Genomic DNA, 14,528 nt, shown 5'->3' on the forward strand with positions numbered 1-14,528 from the left:
CGCCGCCGCGCTGCTCCAAGGGCTAGCTTCAAGGCATGCGACTGGCCTTGGCGCTCGCCCAATCCGACCTGGCAGCAGGAGATCTGGTGCTGGGGGCGGCCGGGGTGCTCGCGGTGGCGGGCGTGATCGTCGTGGCCCTCACGCGCCGGAAGCGGCGCTGATCAGAGTTTCCACTCCTCCGCCAGCGTCCGGAGCAGCTCCTTCTGCCGGGTCTCCAGCATCGCCGGTGTCCACTCCGTGTGAGCAAGCACCTGGCTGGTCAGCGGGAACGCCGCCACGCCCTTGCCGCTGAGGAAGTACTTGGCCTTCTTGTCGGCGAAGTCGTAGTTCCTGGCCTGCGAGTTCTTCGACCTGTTCAGCAGCACCAGATTCGCGAGTCTGTGCGTCCAGACGACTCGCTCCTCGGCCGTGAAGTCGTCCCGCCACCGCGAACCTTCCTTCGGTTGCTGCGGCAGGACGTGTTCCACCGTGATGATCGGGAAGTCGTGGGTGACCCCGGAGCTGTCCGCAAGCATCTCGTCGAGCCTGAGCAGCACGTACTTCCGCGTCTTCTGGACCAGGTACAGCGCGCCGTCGAGCTGCCGCACCGTGTCGGCGCGTTCGTCGGCGTCGAGTTCGAAGGCGGCCGAACCCAGCCCGTGCCCGGCCGCGAGATCTCGCAGCAGGTTGGCGTATCTGATCACCCGCGGCGTCGTGTAGATCCGGCGGATGAACATGCTCGCGGCGAGCCGCTCCAGCTTCCGGAAGAAGCCGTCCAGCCAGTCCGGGTCGTCACCGTGGTGGCGCACGGCCCACAACGCGGGCGGCAGCCAGTCGCTGTTGTCGATCTGGGCGAGCCTGCGGAACCACGAGTTGATCCGTTCGGCCTTCTCCGTCGCGGCGTACCCGAAGTCACGGATCTGCAGGTAGGCCTCCGCGTAGGGCACCAGCACGTCGTCGACGAACTCGGCCTCCCGTCCGTGCAGGTACTGGTTCAGCACCTGCTTCGGGAACTCCGTCATCAGGTCCTGCTTCGCGCGTTCCTTGGCGAAGATCATCCGGATGTAGAGGAACAGGTCGGCGAAGTCGTTCCTGCCGAGCATCACCTCGGCCTCGTCCCACCTCGTGGCGTACTCGTCGTCGAGCTCTCCGATGACCTTCGACTTGAAGATGTCCGCCGGAGAGAGGTCGAGGCCTCTGGCGTTCATCACGCTGAAGATCCGGTGCGCGCTGGCCAAGTTCGGCGTGCTGACGACCACGAGGAACGTCCGTGCGCTGATCATCTTGACCAGCCGGTGCCGGGCCTCTTCGTCTCGTTCGACGAGAGCGTCGCGCAACGCTTTGGCGTTGTCGCGGATCGCCTTCTGCGCGTCCGTCTTCAACGCCCCGTCGCTGAGGGCGACCAGTTCCCCGATGCGACCCGGCATCTGCACGTAGGACCGGAAGAACGCCTGATCACGCTTCCTGAGCGCGAGGCGCGGCTTCGCTTCGAGGCCGAGCAGCTCGTCACCCTGCTCGACGATCATCTTGCCGAGCGAGTCGCGGATACCTCCTGGGTTGGCCAGATCCCGGACGATGGCGAGGAGAATCGTGAGCGTCGTGAGCCGTTGCTGGCCGTCGATCACCTCGGAGTCCGCGGCACCGTCGCTCTTCACGAGCACCATCGAACCGAGGAAGTAGGGCTCGTCGCTGTCCCTGTCGAGTGCTTCGACAAGGTCGTCGAGGAGCTGCTGGGCCTGCTCGACCTCCCACGCATAGGGCCGCTGGTAGTCGGGAATCCGGAAGTCGTAGTCGCTGCCGAACACCTTGTGCAGTGGCACCTCATGGGCTTCGAGCTTTTGCATGACCGCCTCATCGCGAGCCCTGCGACCGCCGTTACGTCCTGCGAAGTCCGCGATCTGCCCCCAGAATCGGCCGTGATCGCCCCACCTCCAGGAGGTAAGAAGATCATGGCCATCACCGTGAACCTCGACATGCTCCTCGACAAGGCTTACGAGAACCTCCCGCTCAACGAGATCCTGGACGCCCCCGTCGACGCGCTGCAGGGCGTGAGCGCGGGCGACGCGGAGAAGCTGAAGGCCGCGTTCAACATCAAGACCGTGCGTGACCTGGGCACCAACAAGTACTTCCGCGCCGCCGTGACGTTGCTCGACCTGGAGTCGACGGCTCGCTAGAGCACGATTCGGTAGTTCACGAAGGGCGTCTTCTCCGCGACCTTGTCGTAGAGCCGGCGGGCGGTTTCGTTCCGTTCGCTGGTGTGCCAGTACACGCGGGCACAGTCGCGTTGCTTCGCCCACTCGGTCACCGCCTCGATGAGCGCGCCGCCGACGCCACGGCCGCGCGCCTCGGGGGCGGTGAAGAGGTCCTGCAGGTAGCAGACGTCCGGGCCGGACGTGCTGGGGTGCTTGAAGAAGTGCGTGATGCCGACGACGCCGGTCTCGTCGCGGGCGCACAGCGCGTGGATGGTTTCGTTCCGCTGGAACGCTTCCCACTTCTCGTCGTAGGTTTCCGCTGGCAGCGTGCGTTCGTAGAAGGTGTTGTAGCCCTCGAAGAGCTCCTGCCACCTCGCGCGGTCTGCGGGCTGGAGCGGGCTGATCGCGATCATGTTGATCCTTTCTGCGGTCACCCGGTTGGATGACCCCCGTGTCGACGGATCTCACCACCGAGCTGCTGCTGCACCGCGCGGGCACCAAGTCGTACTGGCGCGGCCTGACCTACCGCGACGCCGTGCTGTCCCTGCGGGTGCACAGCCGGCACGTGGCGGCTCGGGTGCGCGGCAGCGACGAGGCGGCGTACGCGGTGGAGCTCTCCTGGTCGGGCACGCACCTGGTGGGCGCGTGCAGCTGCCCGCACGGGTCGGAGGGGTTCTTCTGCAAGCACTGCGTGGCGGTCGGGCTGGTGCTGCTGGACCGGGGCGAGACGGTGCCGCCGCCGGACGCGGAGGACGTGGAGCTCCGGGACGTGCTGAGAGCGTTGCCCGCGGAGGTGCTGCGGGACCTGCTCTACGACCAGGCCGCCGGAGACCTGAAGCTGCGGGCGCGGATCGTGTCATCGCTCGGTTAGGTGGCCGCAGAACTGCGTTTCCGCCGGCAGGCCGCACTTGGTGCCCGGTGGCCTGATCGCGGCCGCCAGCACCCAGCCGGTGGCGGTGCGGTCGAAGACCAGCACCGTGGTGATCGAGAACGTGGAGTGCGTCACGGATCCGGTTCTCGCGAAGTGCAGCTCTGTCACCTCGCGGACGTGGGCGACGACGCTGCCGTCCGGGTCGACGTGGAGCCGTCGCAGGGTCGTGCTGACGGCGGCGCGGGAGTAGCCGCCGCCCGGAAATGAGCTGTACGACGCGTTGCGGGCGCGGAGTTTTCGTTCGTCGTCGCGCAGCCCCGCGGCCAGCGCGTCGGTCGTGGGCACGCCGAAGCCCGCGACCTGAGGGCTGTTCGTGACCTTGTCCGCCCGGTGCTGGAGGTAGCGCTGGGCGAGTTCCGCGATCTGCTGCCGCTCGTGGTCCGGCAGGTGAGCCGGTGCGGTCGAGGCAGCGGTCAGCACGACGATCAGCAGGAACAGTGCGGCCGGTCTCATGCGCGAACCCCCATTCGCGGTCACCAGTGCTGTCCGGTGGACGCCCGGCACCGCGGGTGGTTGCGCTCAGAGCGGCATCCCGTACGCGTAGGCCTTCAGCGTGACGCCGGGCAACGGCATCCAGTCGCGTTCCGGCAGGCGCGTGAAGCCGAGGCGCTCGTACAGCCGGTGCGCCGCCAGCATCTTCTCCGAGGACGACAGCACGACCCTGCCGATGCCGGCCGACCGCGCGCGGTCGATCACCGCGCGCACCAGGGCCTCGCCCACGCCCCTGCCCCGTGCGGCCGACGAGACGGCCAGCATCCGGAACTCGAGCTCGCCCGGCTGGGAGATCTCGGCGTAGGGCGTGCCGGGCAGGACCACCGTCACGGTGCCCAGCACGGCGTCGGTGTCGTCCGTCGCGACGAGCACTTCGGCGTCGCGGTGGCGTGCCGCGGCGTCGGCCAGGACGCGGGCGTAGTCGTCGTGGGCGCCGACGAAGCCGTCCGCGCTGTACGCCTCGACCGTCACGGAGCCGACCTCGGGCAGGTCGGCTTCCGTGGCCGCGCGGATGATCAGGTCAGCCATCTGTCTCCTCTTCCCCGGTGATGGCCACGTCCCTCGCCGCGTCCGGGCCCTGCTCGAGCAGGACTCGGAAGCCCGCCTCGTCGAGCACCGGGACCTTCAGGGAGATGGCCTTGTCGTACTTGGATCCTGGTGAGTCGCCCACGACCACGAAAGCTGTTTTCTTGGAGACCGAACCGGCCGCCTTGCCGCCACGGGCGAGGATGGCCTCCTTGGCCGAGTCGCGCGAGAACTCGGTGAGCGAGCCGGTGACCACGATGGACAGGCCTTCGAGGTTGCGGGTGATGGACGCGTCGCGCTCGTCCTCCATCCGCACGCCCGCCGCGCGCCACCGTTCGACGACTTCCTGACGCCACGCCGTTTCACGCCACTCGACGACGGCCGTCGCGATCGTCGGGCCCACGCCCTCCGCGCCGGCCAGCACCTCCTCGTCGGCGGCGAGGATCGCGTCCATCGAGCCGAACTGCAGCGCCAGCGCGCGGGCGGCGGTCGGGCCGACGTGCCGGATCGACAACGCCACCAGCACCCTCCACAGAGGACGCGACTTGGCGGCTTCCAGGTTGTCCAGCAGCTTCAGCGCGTTCGCGGAGAGCTCGCCGTTCTTCGTCTTGAAGCGCTCGATCTGGCTCAACGCCTCGGCGTCGAGGTCGAACAGGTCGGCCTCGTTCGTGTACACCGTGGACTCGGTGATCGCGGCAGCGGCCTCGTAGCCGAGCACCTCGATGTCCAGCGCGGAACGGGAGGCCAGGTACGCCAGGCGTTCCCGCAGCTGGCCGGGACACGTCTCGGCGTTCGGGCAACGGATGTCGACGTCGCCCTCCTTCATCGGACGCAGCTCGGCGTTGCACTCGGGGCACCGCGTCGGCATCACGAACTCGCGCGCGTCGGCTGGGCGCGCGGCCAGCACGGGACCCAGCACCTCGGGGATCACGTCTCCCGCCTTGCGGATGACGATGCGGTCGCCGATCAGCACGCCCTTGCGCTTGACCTCGGACCCGTTGTGCAGCGTGGCGCGCGCGACCGTCGAGCCGGCCACCTTCACCGGTTCCATCAGGGCGAACGGCGTCACGCGGCCGGTGCGGCCGACCTGGACCTGGATGTCCAGCAACGTCGTGGTGGCCTCCTCCGGCGGGTACTTGTACGCGATGGCCCACCTCGGAGCCCGCGACGTCGTCCCCAGGCGCCGTTGCAGCGCCACCTCGTCGACCTTGATCACCACGCCGTCGATCTCGTGGACCGCGTCGTGCCGGTGCTCACCCCAGTACTCGACGTGCTCGCGGATCCCGGCCGGATCCGTGAGGACCTTGGTGTGCGAGGAAACCGGAAGGCCCCACGACCTGAGCGCCTCGTACGCGAGCGACTGACGAGCCAGCTCGAAGCCCTCGGTCTTGCCGATGCCGTGGCAGATCATCCGCAGCTTGCGCGACGCGGTGACCTTCGGGTCCTTCTGCCGCAACGAACCCGCCGCCGTGTTGCGCGGGTTCGCGAACGGCGGCTTGCCCTGCTCGACCAGGGAGGCGTTCAACGCGAGGAAGTCCTCGACCGCGAAGAAGACCTCACCGCGCACCTCGACGAGGTCCGGCACCGGGTACTCGCCGGAACCCTTCAGCACCACCGGCACGTCCGCGATCGTGCGGACGTTCAACGTCACGTCCTCGCCGGTGCGGCCGTCGCCGCGGGTCAGCGCGCGCGTCAGCCTGCCCTTCTCGTACAGCAGGTTGATCGCGAGGCCGTCGATCTTCAGCTCGCACAGGAAGTGCGTGCCCTCGCCGATGTCCTTCCGGACGCGCTCGAACCAGCCCGTCAGCTCGTCCTGCGTGAAGACGTTGTCGAGGCTGAGCATGCGCTCCAGGTGGTCGACAGCCTTGAACTCGGTCGAGAACGTGCCGCCGACGAGCTGCGTCGGCGAGTCCGGTGTGGCCAGACCGGGATGATCCGCCTCGAGCGCCTCGAGTTCCTTGAGGAGCGCGTCGAACTCACCATCCGTGACGGTCGGGTCGTCCAGCACGTAGTAGCGGAACTGGTGCGAGCGCACCTCTTCCGCGAGCACGGCATGCCGCTCGCGCACCTCTGCGGGGACGTCTTCAAGGCTCTCGCTGGTCACGTCCCACAGCTTAGTGAGCAGGTCTGACAGTTTTCAGTCGTCCGCGACCTGAGCCAGTGTCCGGACGAGTGAACGGAGCTCCAGCAGGCTGATCGTGCCCTCCGGTTCCAGCTGCGCGGTCTCCACGCGCCGCAACCGCTCCCCCGCCAGCCGCTCGCCGAGAGTGACGTCCAGCGGCAGGAACGTCATCGTCTGCCGCTGCCGCTCGGTCAGCTCGGCGAGCGCCGGGTGGTAGACCGCGACGTCGACGACGTCACCGTCCACCTGGGCCACCACGCGGTAGTCGCCGAGCCGCACCTTCACCTCACCGAGGTTCACGACCACCTCGGTCGGGTCCGGCACCGGCGGCACCGAGTTGTGGAACTCCCACACCATGTCCGCGGGCGGCGCGGCCTTGATCCACGCGTCGGTGTACGGCCGCAGCCGCGGGTCCTCCTGACCGGTGATCACCAGCGCGTACATCGCCATGTGCCCCTGCTCGAGCGAGAACACGAGGTCCGGGTGCATCGCGCGCACGAGCTCCTGCAGCTCGTCCTCGACGCGGTGCGGCTCGCCGTCGCCGAGCGCCGCGCTGACCACCGGTACCAGCTCGAACCACCGCTCCCAGAACCGAAGCGCTGCCTCCTCCGCGTTCGGGAGGTGGGCGGGGACGGCGTCTTCGGCTTTGCGGCGGCGGAACCACTTCATGATTCTCAAGGGTAGAGCTTGCGTCCCTCGGCCAGCATGTCGACGAACTGGGCGATGCGCTTCTGCCGCGTCTCCGGCCTCTTCGCGTCGTGCACGCGGAACAGGATCGCGTACCTGTTCTGGCTGTTCAACGTCTCGAAAGCCTTGGCGGCCGCCGGGTTCGCGTCCAGCGCGGCGCGCAGGTCGTCGTGCATCTGGATAGTCGCCGGACCCGCGTACGCCGCCTCCCACCGCCCGTCGGCCTTGGCCTTCTCGATCTCCGCGAGCCCCGCCGGCAGCATCCGGCCGGCCGCGACCAGCTCCTCGACCTTGCCGCAGTTGCGCTTGGACCACTTGCTGCGCGCCGTCCGCGGCGTCCAACGCTGCGAGTAGTAGGTCTCGTCGATGGACCGCACGAGCCCGTCGATCCAGCCGTGGCACAACGCGACGTCCAGCGCCTCGTCGTAGGTGATCGTCTTCAGTCCGGAACCCTTCTTGGCGTACTTGATCCACAGCTCGGTCTCGGTGGCGCCGTGCTCGTGCAGCCACGCGTCGAACTCGGCGGGACCTTCGAAGAAGATCAACGCACCCTCCTCAGGCAGAGCGTCATCTCCTCATAGGGAACACCGAGTTCGGCCTCTTCGGGGCAACTTTCCTCAGCTATGCCGACCACCTGCACGTTCACCCGCGGCGCCGCGCAGTCGAACTTGGACACCACCGACCGCTGCAGGTCCTCGGTGTCGAGCTCGAAGCAGTCGCCACGCTCGGCGTTGGGCAGCAGGCACAGCGCGGCGTTGTGCCTGGTGTCGCGCAACACCTTGTACTCACCGCGCGGGCACTCGGCACTGGTCTCGCCCAGCACGGTCCCGACCTTCAACGCGGCCCGCTCGCCCTTGCAGTCGATGACGGTCAGCCCGAGGTCGTCCTCGCCTGGCCCGTTGAACCTGACGCAGCTGCCCTTCTCCGCCTTCGAGTAGTCGGTGAGGAACAGGGACTCCGGTGCCGCCGGCGACGGTTCGTCCGAGCTGAAAGCCCACCACAACCCGAGATAGGCCAGCACGGCGAGTACGCACACGAGCACGGTCTGTCGCACAACCACGACGCGGATTATGGCGCTCAGTACGTCTTGATGCAGAGCAGGATCGGCGGATAGGGGTACCGGTGGGCGAAGGTCGTCTCCTCGGGACACCGGGCGGTGTAGTCGTAGGTCCCGGCCATCAGCACCTTCATCTCGGCCGTCGCCGTCGCGCACTCGACCTTGACGGCCTGCCCCATGTAGGAGGTCCGGTTGAGAACGCCGGAGAAGCAGTCACCGGTGTTGGCGTTGAGGACCATGCACAACCGGGGCGAGTGGTCGTCCTGCTGCAGCCACACGTACGCGTCCTGGTTGCGGCAGGCCGTCAGCGGGTCGTTGTGGAACACCACCCGCTGCCCGGCGTAACCGGTCCGGCAGTCGACCCGGAACAGCGTGCCCGCCTCGTCCAACCACACGCAGTCGCCGACCTGCGCCGACTCCCACCGGTCCAGCTTGACCGGCTTGATGCCGGTCGCGGTGCCCGCAAGCGTTTCCGTCCCGCCGAGCAGGAACCACCCCAGCGCCGCCACGACCACCGGCACGAGCAACGGCCACCAACGCCTCATGAACTCCCCCTCGTCCAGGCGAATTATGAGTGGCACCCGGTCGTGTTGCCCAGGCACAGTTCGCACATGCTGATCCGCCGGGAAACGCCCGCAGACGTCGACGCGATCCGTGCAGTCACCAACCTCGCCTTCAAGAACGGCCCCGAAGCTCCGTTGATCGACTGGCTGCGCGCCGACGAGGGCTGGATCCCCGAGTTCTCGCTGGTCGCGGACGGCGTGATCGGACACGTCGTCGGCACGCGCGGGTACGTCGGTGATTTCCCCGCGGTCGGAATCGGGCCGGTCAGCGTGCACCCGGACCACCAGGGACGGGGCGTGGGCAAGGCGTTGATGCACGCCGTCCTGGGCGCGGCGGAGGCACGGGGCGAGCGCGCGGTGATCCTGCTCGGCAGCCCTGGTTACTACTCGCGGTTCGGCTTCCGGCTCGCTTCGGAGTTCGGGATCACGCCGCCGGTTCCCGAGTGGGGGCCGCACTTCCAGGCCCGGCTGTTCGGCGAGGTGCCGGCCGGGGCGTTCCGGTACGCGGAGCCGTTCAACCGGCTTTGAGCACCGTGCCGTCGGCCTTGCGCGCGTAGACCGTGCCGTCGGGCAGCGCGGACACGGTGTCGATGAAGGTACCTGCGCCCAACGGCTCCCAGCCCGCACCGAGGCGGTGCACGCGGCCGCCGATCAGGCTGTACACGCCGACCGTCCCATCAGGACGAACCACGGCCTCGGGATCCCCGCCGACCCCCGAAGCCACCGACCGCCACACCCCACCGGCAAGCACCCGCACCTCGCCCCGAGCCGTCCGCGCGAACACCAACCGCCCGGCCACCGAAGGCCGCCCGACGAAGTCACCGGAGCGGCTCAACACGACATCACCGGCACGAACATCGCCGTCGGACACCACGTGCACAACGCCCTCGGCGACCTCCGGCCCTCCCTGCCACGCCTGGCGCAGCATGAACGACGCCCGGTCCACCGCCTGGTCGTAGCGCTCCGGGCAGCACGACCGCTGCACCGCGTCGGCGAGCAGCCCCGCGCTCAACTCCGGCCGGTCCACCTTCACCGCGTACTCGAAGAACCGCCGGGCCGCGTGAAACACATCCATGATCTCCGCGGGCGTGCCCCAGCCCATCGACGGCCGCTGCTGGAACACCCCGAGCGAATCGCGGTCGCCGCACGCGAGGTTGTTCATGTGCGACTCGACCCAGCCGGCCTCGAAGCCGGCGAGCATCACCTTGTCGCTGACCCGCAGCGAAAGACCGACGGCGTGCACGGCCCGGATCACGTCCGGGTCGTGCACGCCGGGAACTCGGCAGGAGACCTTCGAAGGCAGGGCCTCGGCCGTACCCGCGGTCAGAAGCAGCAGCACCAGCGCGAGCCTGAGCACAAGTCCGAATTGGACACCCGGGCCCGCGCCGGCGCCACTCAGCTCGAAGCGATCAGCGAGAAGCCCAGCACGCCCGTCGCCGTGAAGTCGATGGCCGGCTCGGAGCTCGGCCACGACCTCAGGTCGTCGGCGAACACGGACTTCGCGGAGTCGAACTCCTTCGTGTACGGCTTGGTGCAGTCCACGGAACCCGGCGGCATCTCACCGAGGTCGGTGAACAGGGAGGCGTCGTTCGGGCCGTTGATCACGGCGCCGACCAGCACCTTCGAGCCGCCGGAAGAAGAACCGGACAGGTTCGCCGCCTGGTGGTGCGGGCACTCGGGGAACTTCGCGCCGACACCGACGATCAGCGACGTGCCCCAGGCGTTGGTGCCGAGGGCGAAACCGCGCTGCTGCGTGCCGAACGTCTGGTACTCCCGGGAGCCGGTCAGCCTCTGGTACAGCGCGGCGGTCGTGATGAAGCCGAACGTGCGCGAGCCGACGTCCCAGGTCTCGACGTTGGCAGCCGTGCGGAACGGCGAGGACTGAGCCGCGGAAGCACCCTGCTGCAGCTGGCGCTTGATGTCGCCGACGACCTGAGCCTCGGTCACCTCGGCGCCGGGAACGCCCCTCTTCAGCAACGGGGCGAGGTCGGCGTGGCCGAGCGCGGAGATGTTGTAGACGTTCAACGTGTCGGGATCGGCGGTGGCGAAGAACTCCTTGGCCCAGTGGGCGGCGGCACGCGCGAACTCGCCGTAACGCCTGTCGTTCAACGCCTTCGCGGCCAGCGCCAGCTGGGTCGCGCCGAACTCCATGTCGTCGGCCCACGACGATTCGGGGTAGTACGCGTGCGGGAACGCCGTCACGAGCTCGCCGACGTCCGAAGTCTTGGCCAGCGCGAAGAGAGACGCCGCCTTCTCCAAGTACTGACAAGCCAGGCGCGGGTTGCGGCGCGACTCGATCTGCGCGGCCAGGGCGAACGACCCGGCCACGCGCCCGACCAGGTTCGGGCTGATCTTCTCGCCCGGCTTGTTCGCCCGGAACACCGGCCGGTACTTGATGTAGTACTGGCTGTCGCCCGGCTTCACGTCGAGCTTGTCGTCGGCCTCCGGCAGGCGCCACACGTCGTGGTCGCCGACGAAGCCGAACTCCTCGGAGCCGGTGCCGATGCCGACCTGGGCGTAGAGCACGCCGGTCTTCTCGTCCCACGCCTTGTCGAGCCACTTGAGGCCGAACTTGGCCTCCTCGTACAGCGCGTCGTTGTGCTTGTTGCGCAACGCCAGCAGCATCGACGCGGTCGAGTACGACGACGCGTGGGTGAACTTCACGAAGTCACCCGCGTCGAACCAGCCGCCCTCGACGTCGACCTTCACACCCGTGGGTTGCAGAGGCGCCGCGATCTCGTCGCCGCCCTCGCCCTTGAACACCGGCTCCTCGTAGACCATCGCGTCGCGGTCGGTGAGGTGCGCGGGCTTGCGGTTCAACCGGCCGGGGATGACGGACGCGCCGTCGCGCTGGGCCTGGAAGAACTCGACCGTGCTGTTCGCGACCGGCTGGAACAACCGGGCCGGCGAGTCGATCCTGAACGGCGTCGAGGTGGCCGAACCGACCTTGATCCGGTACGTCCCCGCCGTCTTCACCGCGGAGAAGTCGATGGGGTGCACCGCGGGGAACCTGTCGCTCCACGAGCCCGTCGAGGCGCCCGTCCTGCCGGTCAGCACGGTCCTGCCCGAGCTGTCGACCACGGTGAACCTGGTGTTCGCGGCACCACCGAGCACGTAGGCGTGTTTCGCCTCGGCGGTGCCGAAACCGATCTGGTCCAGCCTGATGTGCGCGGCGGGGGCCGCCTGAGCAGGCGCCACGACCACACCTGTGAGAACTGCGGCGACCAGGGCCGCACGTCTGATGCGCATGTTCGGAACTCCCGGTCCAGGCCGCGGCGGTGGCCTTCGGTTAAGAAAGTTTCCTAATAGTTCGCAGCAGACTAGCCGCCCAAACCGGACATCACCAGCCCTCTGGCGGCTCCGAGAAGGCCGAGGAGAGATCACGGGTCAACGAGAGCGAACGCTTGACCCAACTGGCCGTCGCACCCGCTAGACCGCACGTCGGAGTGGGCAACGCCTTCTCCGCGAGGATCGAGCGGGGGAAGCCCAGACGGTCGACCAGCGTGAACGCCCTCTGCCCGACCTCCTTCAACGTCACGGGCGTGCCGGGGTCGGTGCTGGGCACCAGGCCCAGCGCCAGCGTCGTGCCCGCCTCCCAGGTCTCGCCGATCTCGTCGAGCGCCTCTGCCCCCTTGACCAACGTCACGTCGAACGCGATCGCGGCCGCACCGGCCTCCCGTAGCAGCGTCAACGGCGGCTGCGGCGCGCAGCAGTGGACGAGGACCTCGTGGTCCTTCAGCGCCTCGATCACGGTGGCGAGCACCGCGCGGGCGTCCGGTTCCGGCACGGCGGGCACGGTGCCGAGCTTCGACGGCGTCGGCAGCAGGCCCTGCAGCACGGCGGGCAGGCCCGGCTCGTCGAGCTGCACCACGACCTTCGCCCTGGTGCGCTTGGCGATCTCGGCCGCGTGCTGCCGCAGCCCCTCGGCGAGCGACTCGGAGAACTCCTTCACCGCGCCGTGGTCGGTGAGCACGCGATGACCGCGCATCAGCTCGATGTTCGACATCAACGTCCACGGCCCGGCCGCCTGCACCTTGACCGTCTCCGGCTGCGCGCCCGCCCGTTCCAGGGCCTCGTCGAACGCGTCCAGGTCGCCGCGCAACAGGTCGACGGCACGCCGGTGGTCACGGCCGGGACGCGCGGTGACGCGGTAGCCCGACGTGATGACCTCGATCGCGAGGTCGACGAGCAGGCCGGCGGTGCGGCCGATCATGTCCGCGCCGACGCCCCGCGCGGGCAGCTCGGGCACGTGCGGCAGCTCCGGCAGCTCACCGACGACGACTCGCGCCGCCTCGTCGATGTCGGTTCCGGGCAGCGATCCGATTCCAGTGGCTCCACGCACCCGCCGAATTGTTCCACTGTCCGGCAGACAGAAGAGGTCTAGACCCATTGACGCTATGGTCTAGGCCACTTACCGTGATTGAGCAGGTGCTGAGCGTGCGAGCACCTCCCTGCACGTGGCGCAGGACCGCGACGCGCCCCGCGGTCCTGCGCCACTGTGTTCCTCCCCTGCCGGAAGGACCACCCGATGGCCCGCTTCGCCCTCTTCGCCGCCGGGGCCGCCACCGCACTGGTGGCCGGACTCGTCGCCATCGCTCCCGCTTCCGCCGCCGGCGAGTCCGCGGCGTTCAGTCAGGACTCCACCTGGGGCTCCGGCTACCAGGGCAAGTACACGATCACCGCCGGCACGACCGCGCTGGCCGGCTGGAAGCTCGAGTTCGACCTCGCCGGAGCCTCCGTGGGCTCCTACTGGGACGCCACGCTGACCAGCAGCGGCAACCACCACACGTTCACCAACCGCGAGTACAACGGCAACGTCTCCGCGGGCGCGTCGACAAGCTTCGGCTTCCTGGTGAGCGGCTCGGCGGTGCCGTCGAACTGCAAGCTCAACGGCGTCCCATGTGGTGGTGGCACCCCAACGACGACGACTCCGCCTTCCACCACCACAACGTCCGATGTACCGCCAACGCCCGGTAGCGCGCGCGTCGCGCCGTACATCGACATCACGATGCCCACGCCGTCACTCGTCGACGTGGCCAACGCGACCGGCCAGAAGGTCTTCACCCTGGCGTTCGCACTCGGTTCTTCTTCGGGCTGTGCACCGGCGTGGGGCGGCACCGTGCCGTTGAACGACAGCCGGATCGTGAACGACGTCAACGCGTTGAAGGCACGCGGCGGCAGCGTGATCGTCGCGACCGGCGGCGCCATGGGCCCGTATCTCGAGCACGTCTGCTCAAGCGCCGACGCCCTGTACAACGCCTACGTCGCCGTGCTGGACGCGGTGGGTTCGAACAGCATCGACGTGGACGTGGAAGCGACGATCCCGCAGGCGATCGTGAACACGGCGCTGAAGCGGCTGCAGGACACCCGCGGCACGACGGTCAGCTACACGATGCGCATCCAGGGCCAGGACTACGGCATGGACCCGTACTCGGTCGACGTCCTGAAGGACGCGGCGGCCAAGGGCGTCACCGTGCTGGTGAACCCCATGCTGATGAACTTCGGTTACACGGGTAACTGGGGCGACGCGATGGTCGCCGCGGCCAACGCCACCCTCGGGCAGATGCGCACCATCTGGCCGTCGAAGTCCGACGCGCAGTTGAAGGCGTTGCTCGGATTGACGCCGATGATCGGACGCAACGACACCGGAATGACGACAACACAGACCGATGCGCGCAAGGTCCTCGACTACGCGAAGGCCAACCACGTCGGCCGCGTGGCGTTCTGGTCGGCGGGCCGTGACAACGGTTCGTGCGCCGGTGGCGGAGTTTCCCCCACGTGCAGCGGAATCTCCCAGAGCACTTGGGAGTTCACGAACCTGTTCAAGGTCTACACGGGCTGATTCACCCTGCGGAGCGAAGGCCGGTGCGGGATCTTCCGTCCCCGCACCGGCCTTCGTTCGTTCGTCCGGAACCGCTAGCAGGAGCCGCAGCACCCGCAGCTCGGACCCGTGCACGAGCTGCAGCAAGAACAACCACCC

General features: G+C 68.5%; 17 protein-coding genes. 5 read left to right on the forward strand and 12 right to left on the reverse strand.

Annotation, left to right across the window (positions count from 1 at the left end; translation table 11 throughout):
• Positions 1-35: 35 nt before the first annotated feature.
• Positions 36-161 carry a hypothetical protein gene (locus AOM45_RS53540; RefSeq protein ID WP_269083661.1) on the forward strand — a complete coding sequence of 42 codons (126 nt, stop codon included), beginning with the start codon at positions 36-38 and terminating at the stop codon, positions 159-161.
• Here AOM45_RS53540 and AOM45_RS25180 read toward each other — a convergent pair whose 3' ends face one another.
• Positions 162-1,823: a DUF262 domain-containing protein gene (locus AOM45_RS25180; protein ID WP_030467872.1), complete on the reverse strand. Its 1,662-nt coding sequence runs from the start codon at positions 1,821-1,823 to the stop codon at positions 162-164.
• Between the two features lie 105 nt (positions 1,824-1,928).
• Between AOM45_RS25180 and AOM45_RS25185 the strand changes: the two genes are divergently transcribed.
• Positions 1,929-2,153 (forward strand): hypothetical protein, encoded by a 225-nt coding sequence (locus AOM45_RS25185; RefSeq protein WP_030467871.1) that lies wholly within the window; start codon positions 1,929-1,931, stop codon positions 2,151-2,153.
• On the opposite strand, the gene AOM45_RS25190 is transcribed toward AOM45_RS25185, so the two are convergent.
• Positions 2,150-2,584, reverse strand: a complete 435-nt coding sequence (locus AOM45_RS25190) for a GNAT family N-acetyltransferase (protein ID WP_030467870.1) — start codon at positions 2,582-2,584, stop codon at positions 2,150-2,152. The genes AOM45_RS25185 and AOM45_RS25190 overlap by 4 nt on opposite strands.
• 38 nt (positions 2,585-2,622) lie before the next feature.
• Here AOM45_RS25190 and AOM45_RS25195 point away from each other — a divergent pair, with 38 nt between their 5' ends.
• Entirely contained in the window at positions 2,623-3,042 is a 420-nt protein-coding gene (locus AOM45_RS25195; RefSeq protein ID WP_059362690.1) for an SWIM zinc finger family protein, read from the forward strand.
• Here AOM45_RS25195 and AOM45_RS25200 read toward each other — a convergent pair.
• The 7 genes from AOM45_RS25200 to AOM45_RS25230 all read right to left on the reverse strand — a co-directional run bounded on the left by AOM45_RS25200 (position 3,028) and on the right by AOM45_RS25230 (position 8,530).
• Entirely contained in the window at positions 3,028-3,555 is a 528-nt protein-coding gene (locus tag AOM45_RS25200) for a hypothetical protein (RefSeq protein WP_030467868.1), read from the reverse strand. The two genes, AOM45_RS25195 and AOM45_RS25200, sit on opposite strands and share 15 nt — an antisense overlap.
• Positions 3,556-3,621: 66 nt before the next feature.
• Positions 3,622-4,122 carry a GNAT family N-acetyltransferase gene (locus AOM45_RS25205; protein ID WP_030467867.1) on the reverse strand — a complete coding sequence of 167 codons (501 nt, stop codon included), beginning with the start codon at positions 4,120-4,122 and terminating at the stop codon, positions 3,622-3,624.
• Positions 4,115-6,223: an NAD-dependent DNA ligase LigA gene (gene ligA / locus AOM45_RS25210; RefSeq protein ID WP_372497475.1), complete on the reverse strand. Its 2,109-nt coding sequence runs from the start codon at positions 6,221-6,223 to the stop codon at positions 4,115-4,117. The genes AOM45_RS25205 and ligA overlap by 8 nt, the downstream gene beginning before the upstream one ends.
• A 33-nt stretch (positions 6,224-6,256) precedes the next feature.
• Positions 6,257-6,910: a hypothetical protein gene (locus tag AOM45_RS25215; protein WP_030467865.1), complete on the reverse strand. Its 654-nt coding sequence runs from the start codon at positions 6,908-6,910 to the stop codon at positions 6,257-6,259.
• A 5-nt stretch (positions 6,911-6,915) separates the two neighbouring features.
• The gene (locus AOM45_RS25220) at positions 6,916-7,473 is read right to left on the reverse strand and encodes a YdeI/OmpD-associated family protein (protein WP_156093844.1); all 558 of its coding nucleotides are present in this window, start codon (positions 7,471-7,473) and stop codon (positions 6,916-6,918) included.
• Positions 7,470-7,988: an LppU/SCO3897 family protein gene (locus AOM45_RS25225; protein WP_156093843.1), complete on the reverse strand. Its 519-nt coding sequence runs from the start codon at positions 7,986-7,988 to the stop codon at positions 7,470-7,472. The genes AOM45_RS25220 and AOM45_RS25225 overlap by 4 nt, the downstream gene beginning before the upstream one ends.
• Before the next feature lie 17 nt (positions 7,989-8,005).
• A complete protein-coding gene (locus tag AOM45_RS25230) occupies positions 8,006-8,530 on the reverse strand; it encodes a hypothetical protein (protein ID WP_030467862.1) in 525 nt (174 codons plus the stop codon).
• Between the two features lie 66 nt (positions 8,531-8,596).
• Here AOM45_RS25230 and AOM45_RS25235 point away from each other — a divergent pair, with 66 nt between their 5' ends.
• Complete coding sequence (locus AOM45_RS25235) at positions 8,597-9,076, forward strand: GNAT family N-acetyltransferase (protein WP_030467861.1); 480 nt, start codon at positions 8,597-8,599, stop codon at positions 9,074-9,076.
• Here the strand turns inward: AOM45_RS25235 and AOM45_RS25240 are convergent.
• The 3 genes from AOM45_RS25240 to AOM45_RS25250 form a co-directional block, all read right to left on the reverse strand.
• On the reverse strand, positions 9,063-9,887 hold the full coding sequence (locus tag AOM45_RS25240; RefSeq protein ID WP_156093842.1) for a hypothetical protein: 825 nt from the start codon (positions 9,885-9,887) through the stop codon (positions 9,063-9,065). The two genes, AOM45_RS25235 and AOM45_RS25240, sit on opposite strands and share 14 nt — an antisense overlap.
• Positions 9,888-9,943: 56 nt before the next feature.
• Positions 9,944-11,797 (reverse strand): glycoside hydrolase family 9 protein, encoded by a 1,854-nt coding sequence (locus AOM45_RS25245; RefSeq protein ID WP_030467859.1) that lies wholly within the window; start codon positions 11,795-11,797, stop codon positions 9,944-9,946.
• 91 nt (positions 11,798-11,888) lie between these two features.
• Positions 11,889-12,890 carry a methionine synthase gene (locus AOM45_RS25250; RefSeq protein WP_030467858.1) on the reverse strand — a complete coding sequence of 334 codons (1,002 nt, stop codon included), beginning with the start codon at positions 12,888-12,890 and terminating at the stop codon, positions 11,889-11,891.
• Between the two features lie 186 nt (positions 12,891-13,076).
• Between AOM45_RS25250 and AOM45_RS25255 the strand changes: the two genes are divergently transcribed.
• Positions 13,077-14,390, forward strand: coding sequence for a glycoside hydrolase family 18 protein (locus AOM45_RS25255; RefSeq protein WP_030467857.1), 1,314 nt, complete (start codon positions 13,077-13,079; stop codon positions 14,388-14,390).
• Positions 14,391-14,528 lie beyond the last annotated feature (138 nt).

It is taken from the genome of Lentzea aerocolonigenes, from assembly GCF_000974445.1.
Classification (GTDB): Bacteria; Actinomycetota; Actinomycetes; order Mycobacteriales; family Pseudonocardiaceae; genus Lentzea; species Lentzea aerocolonigenes.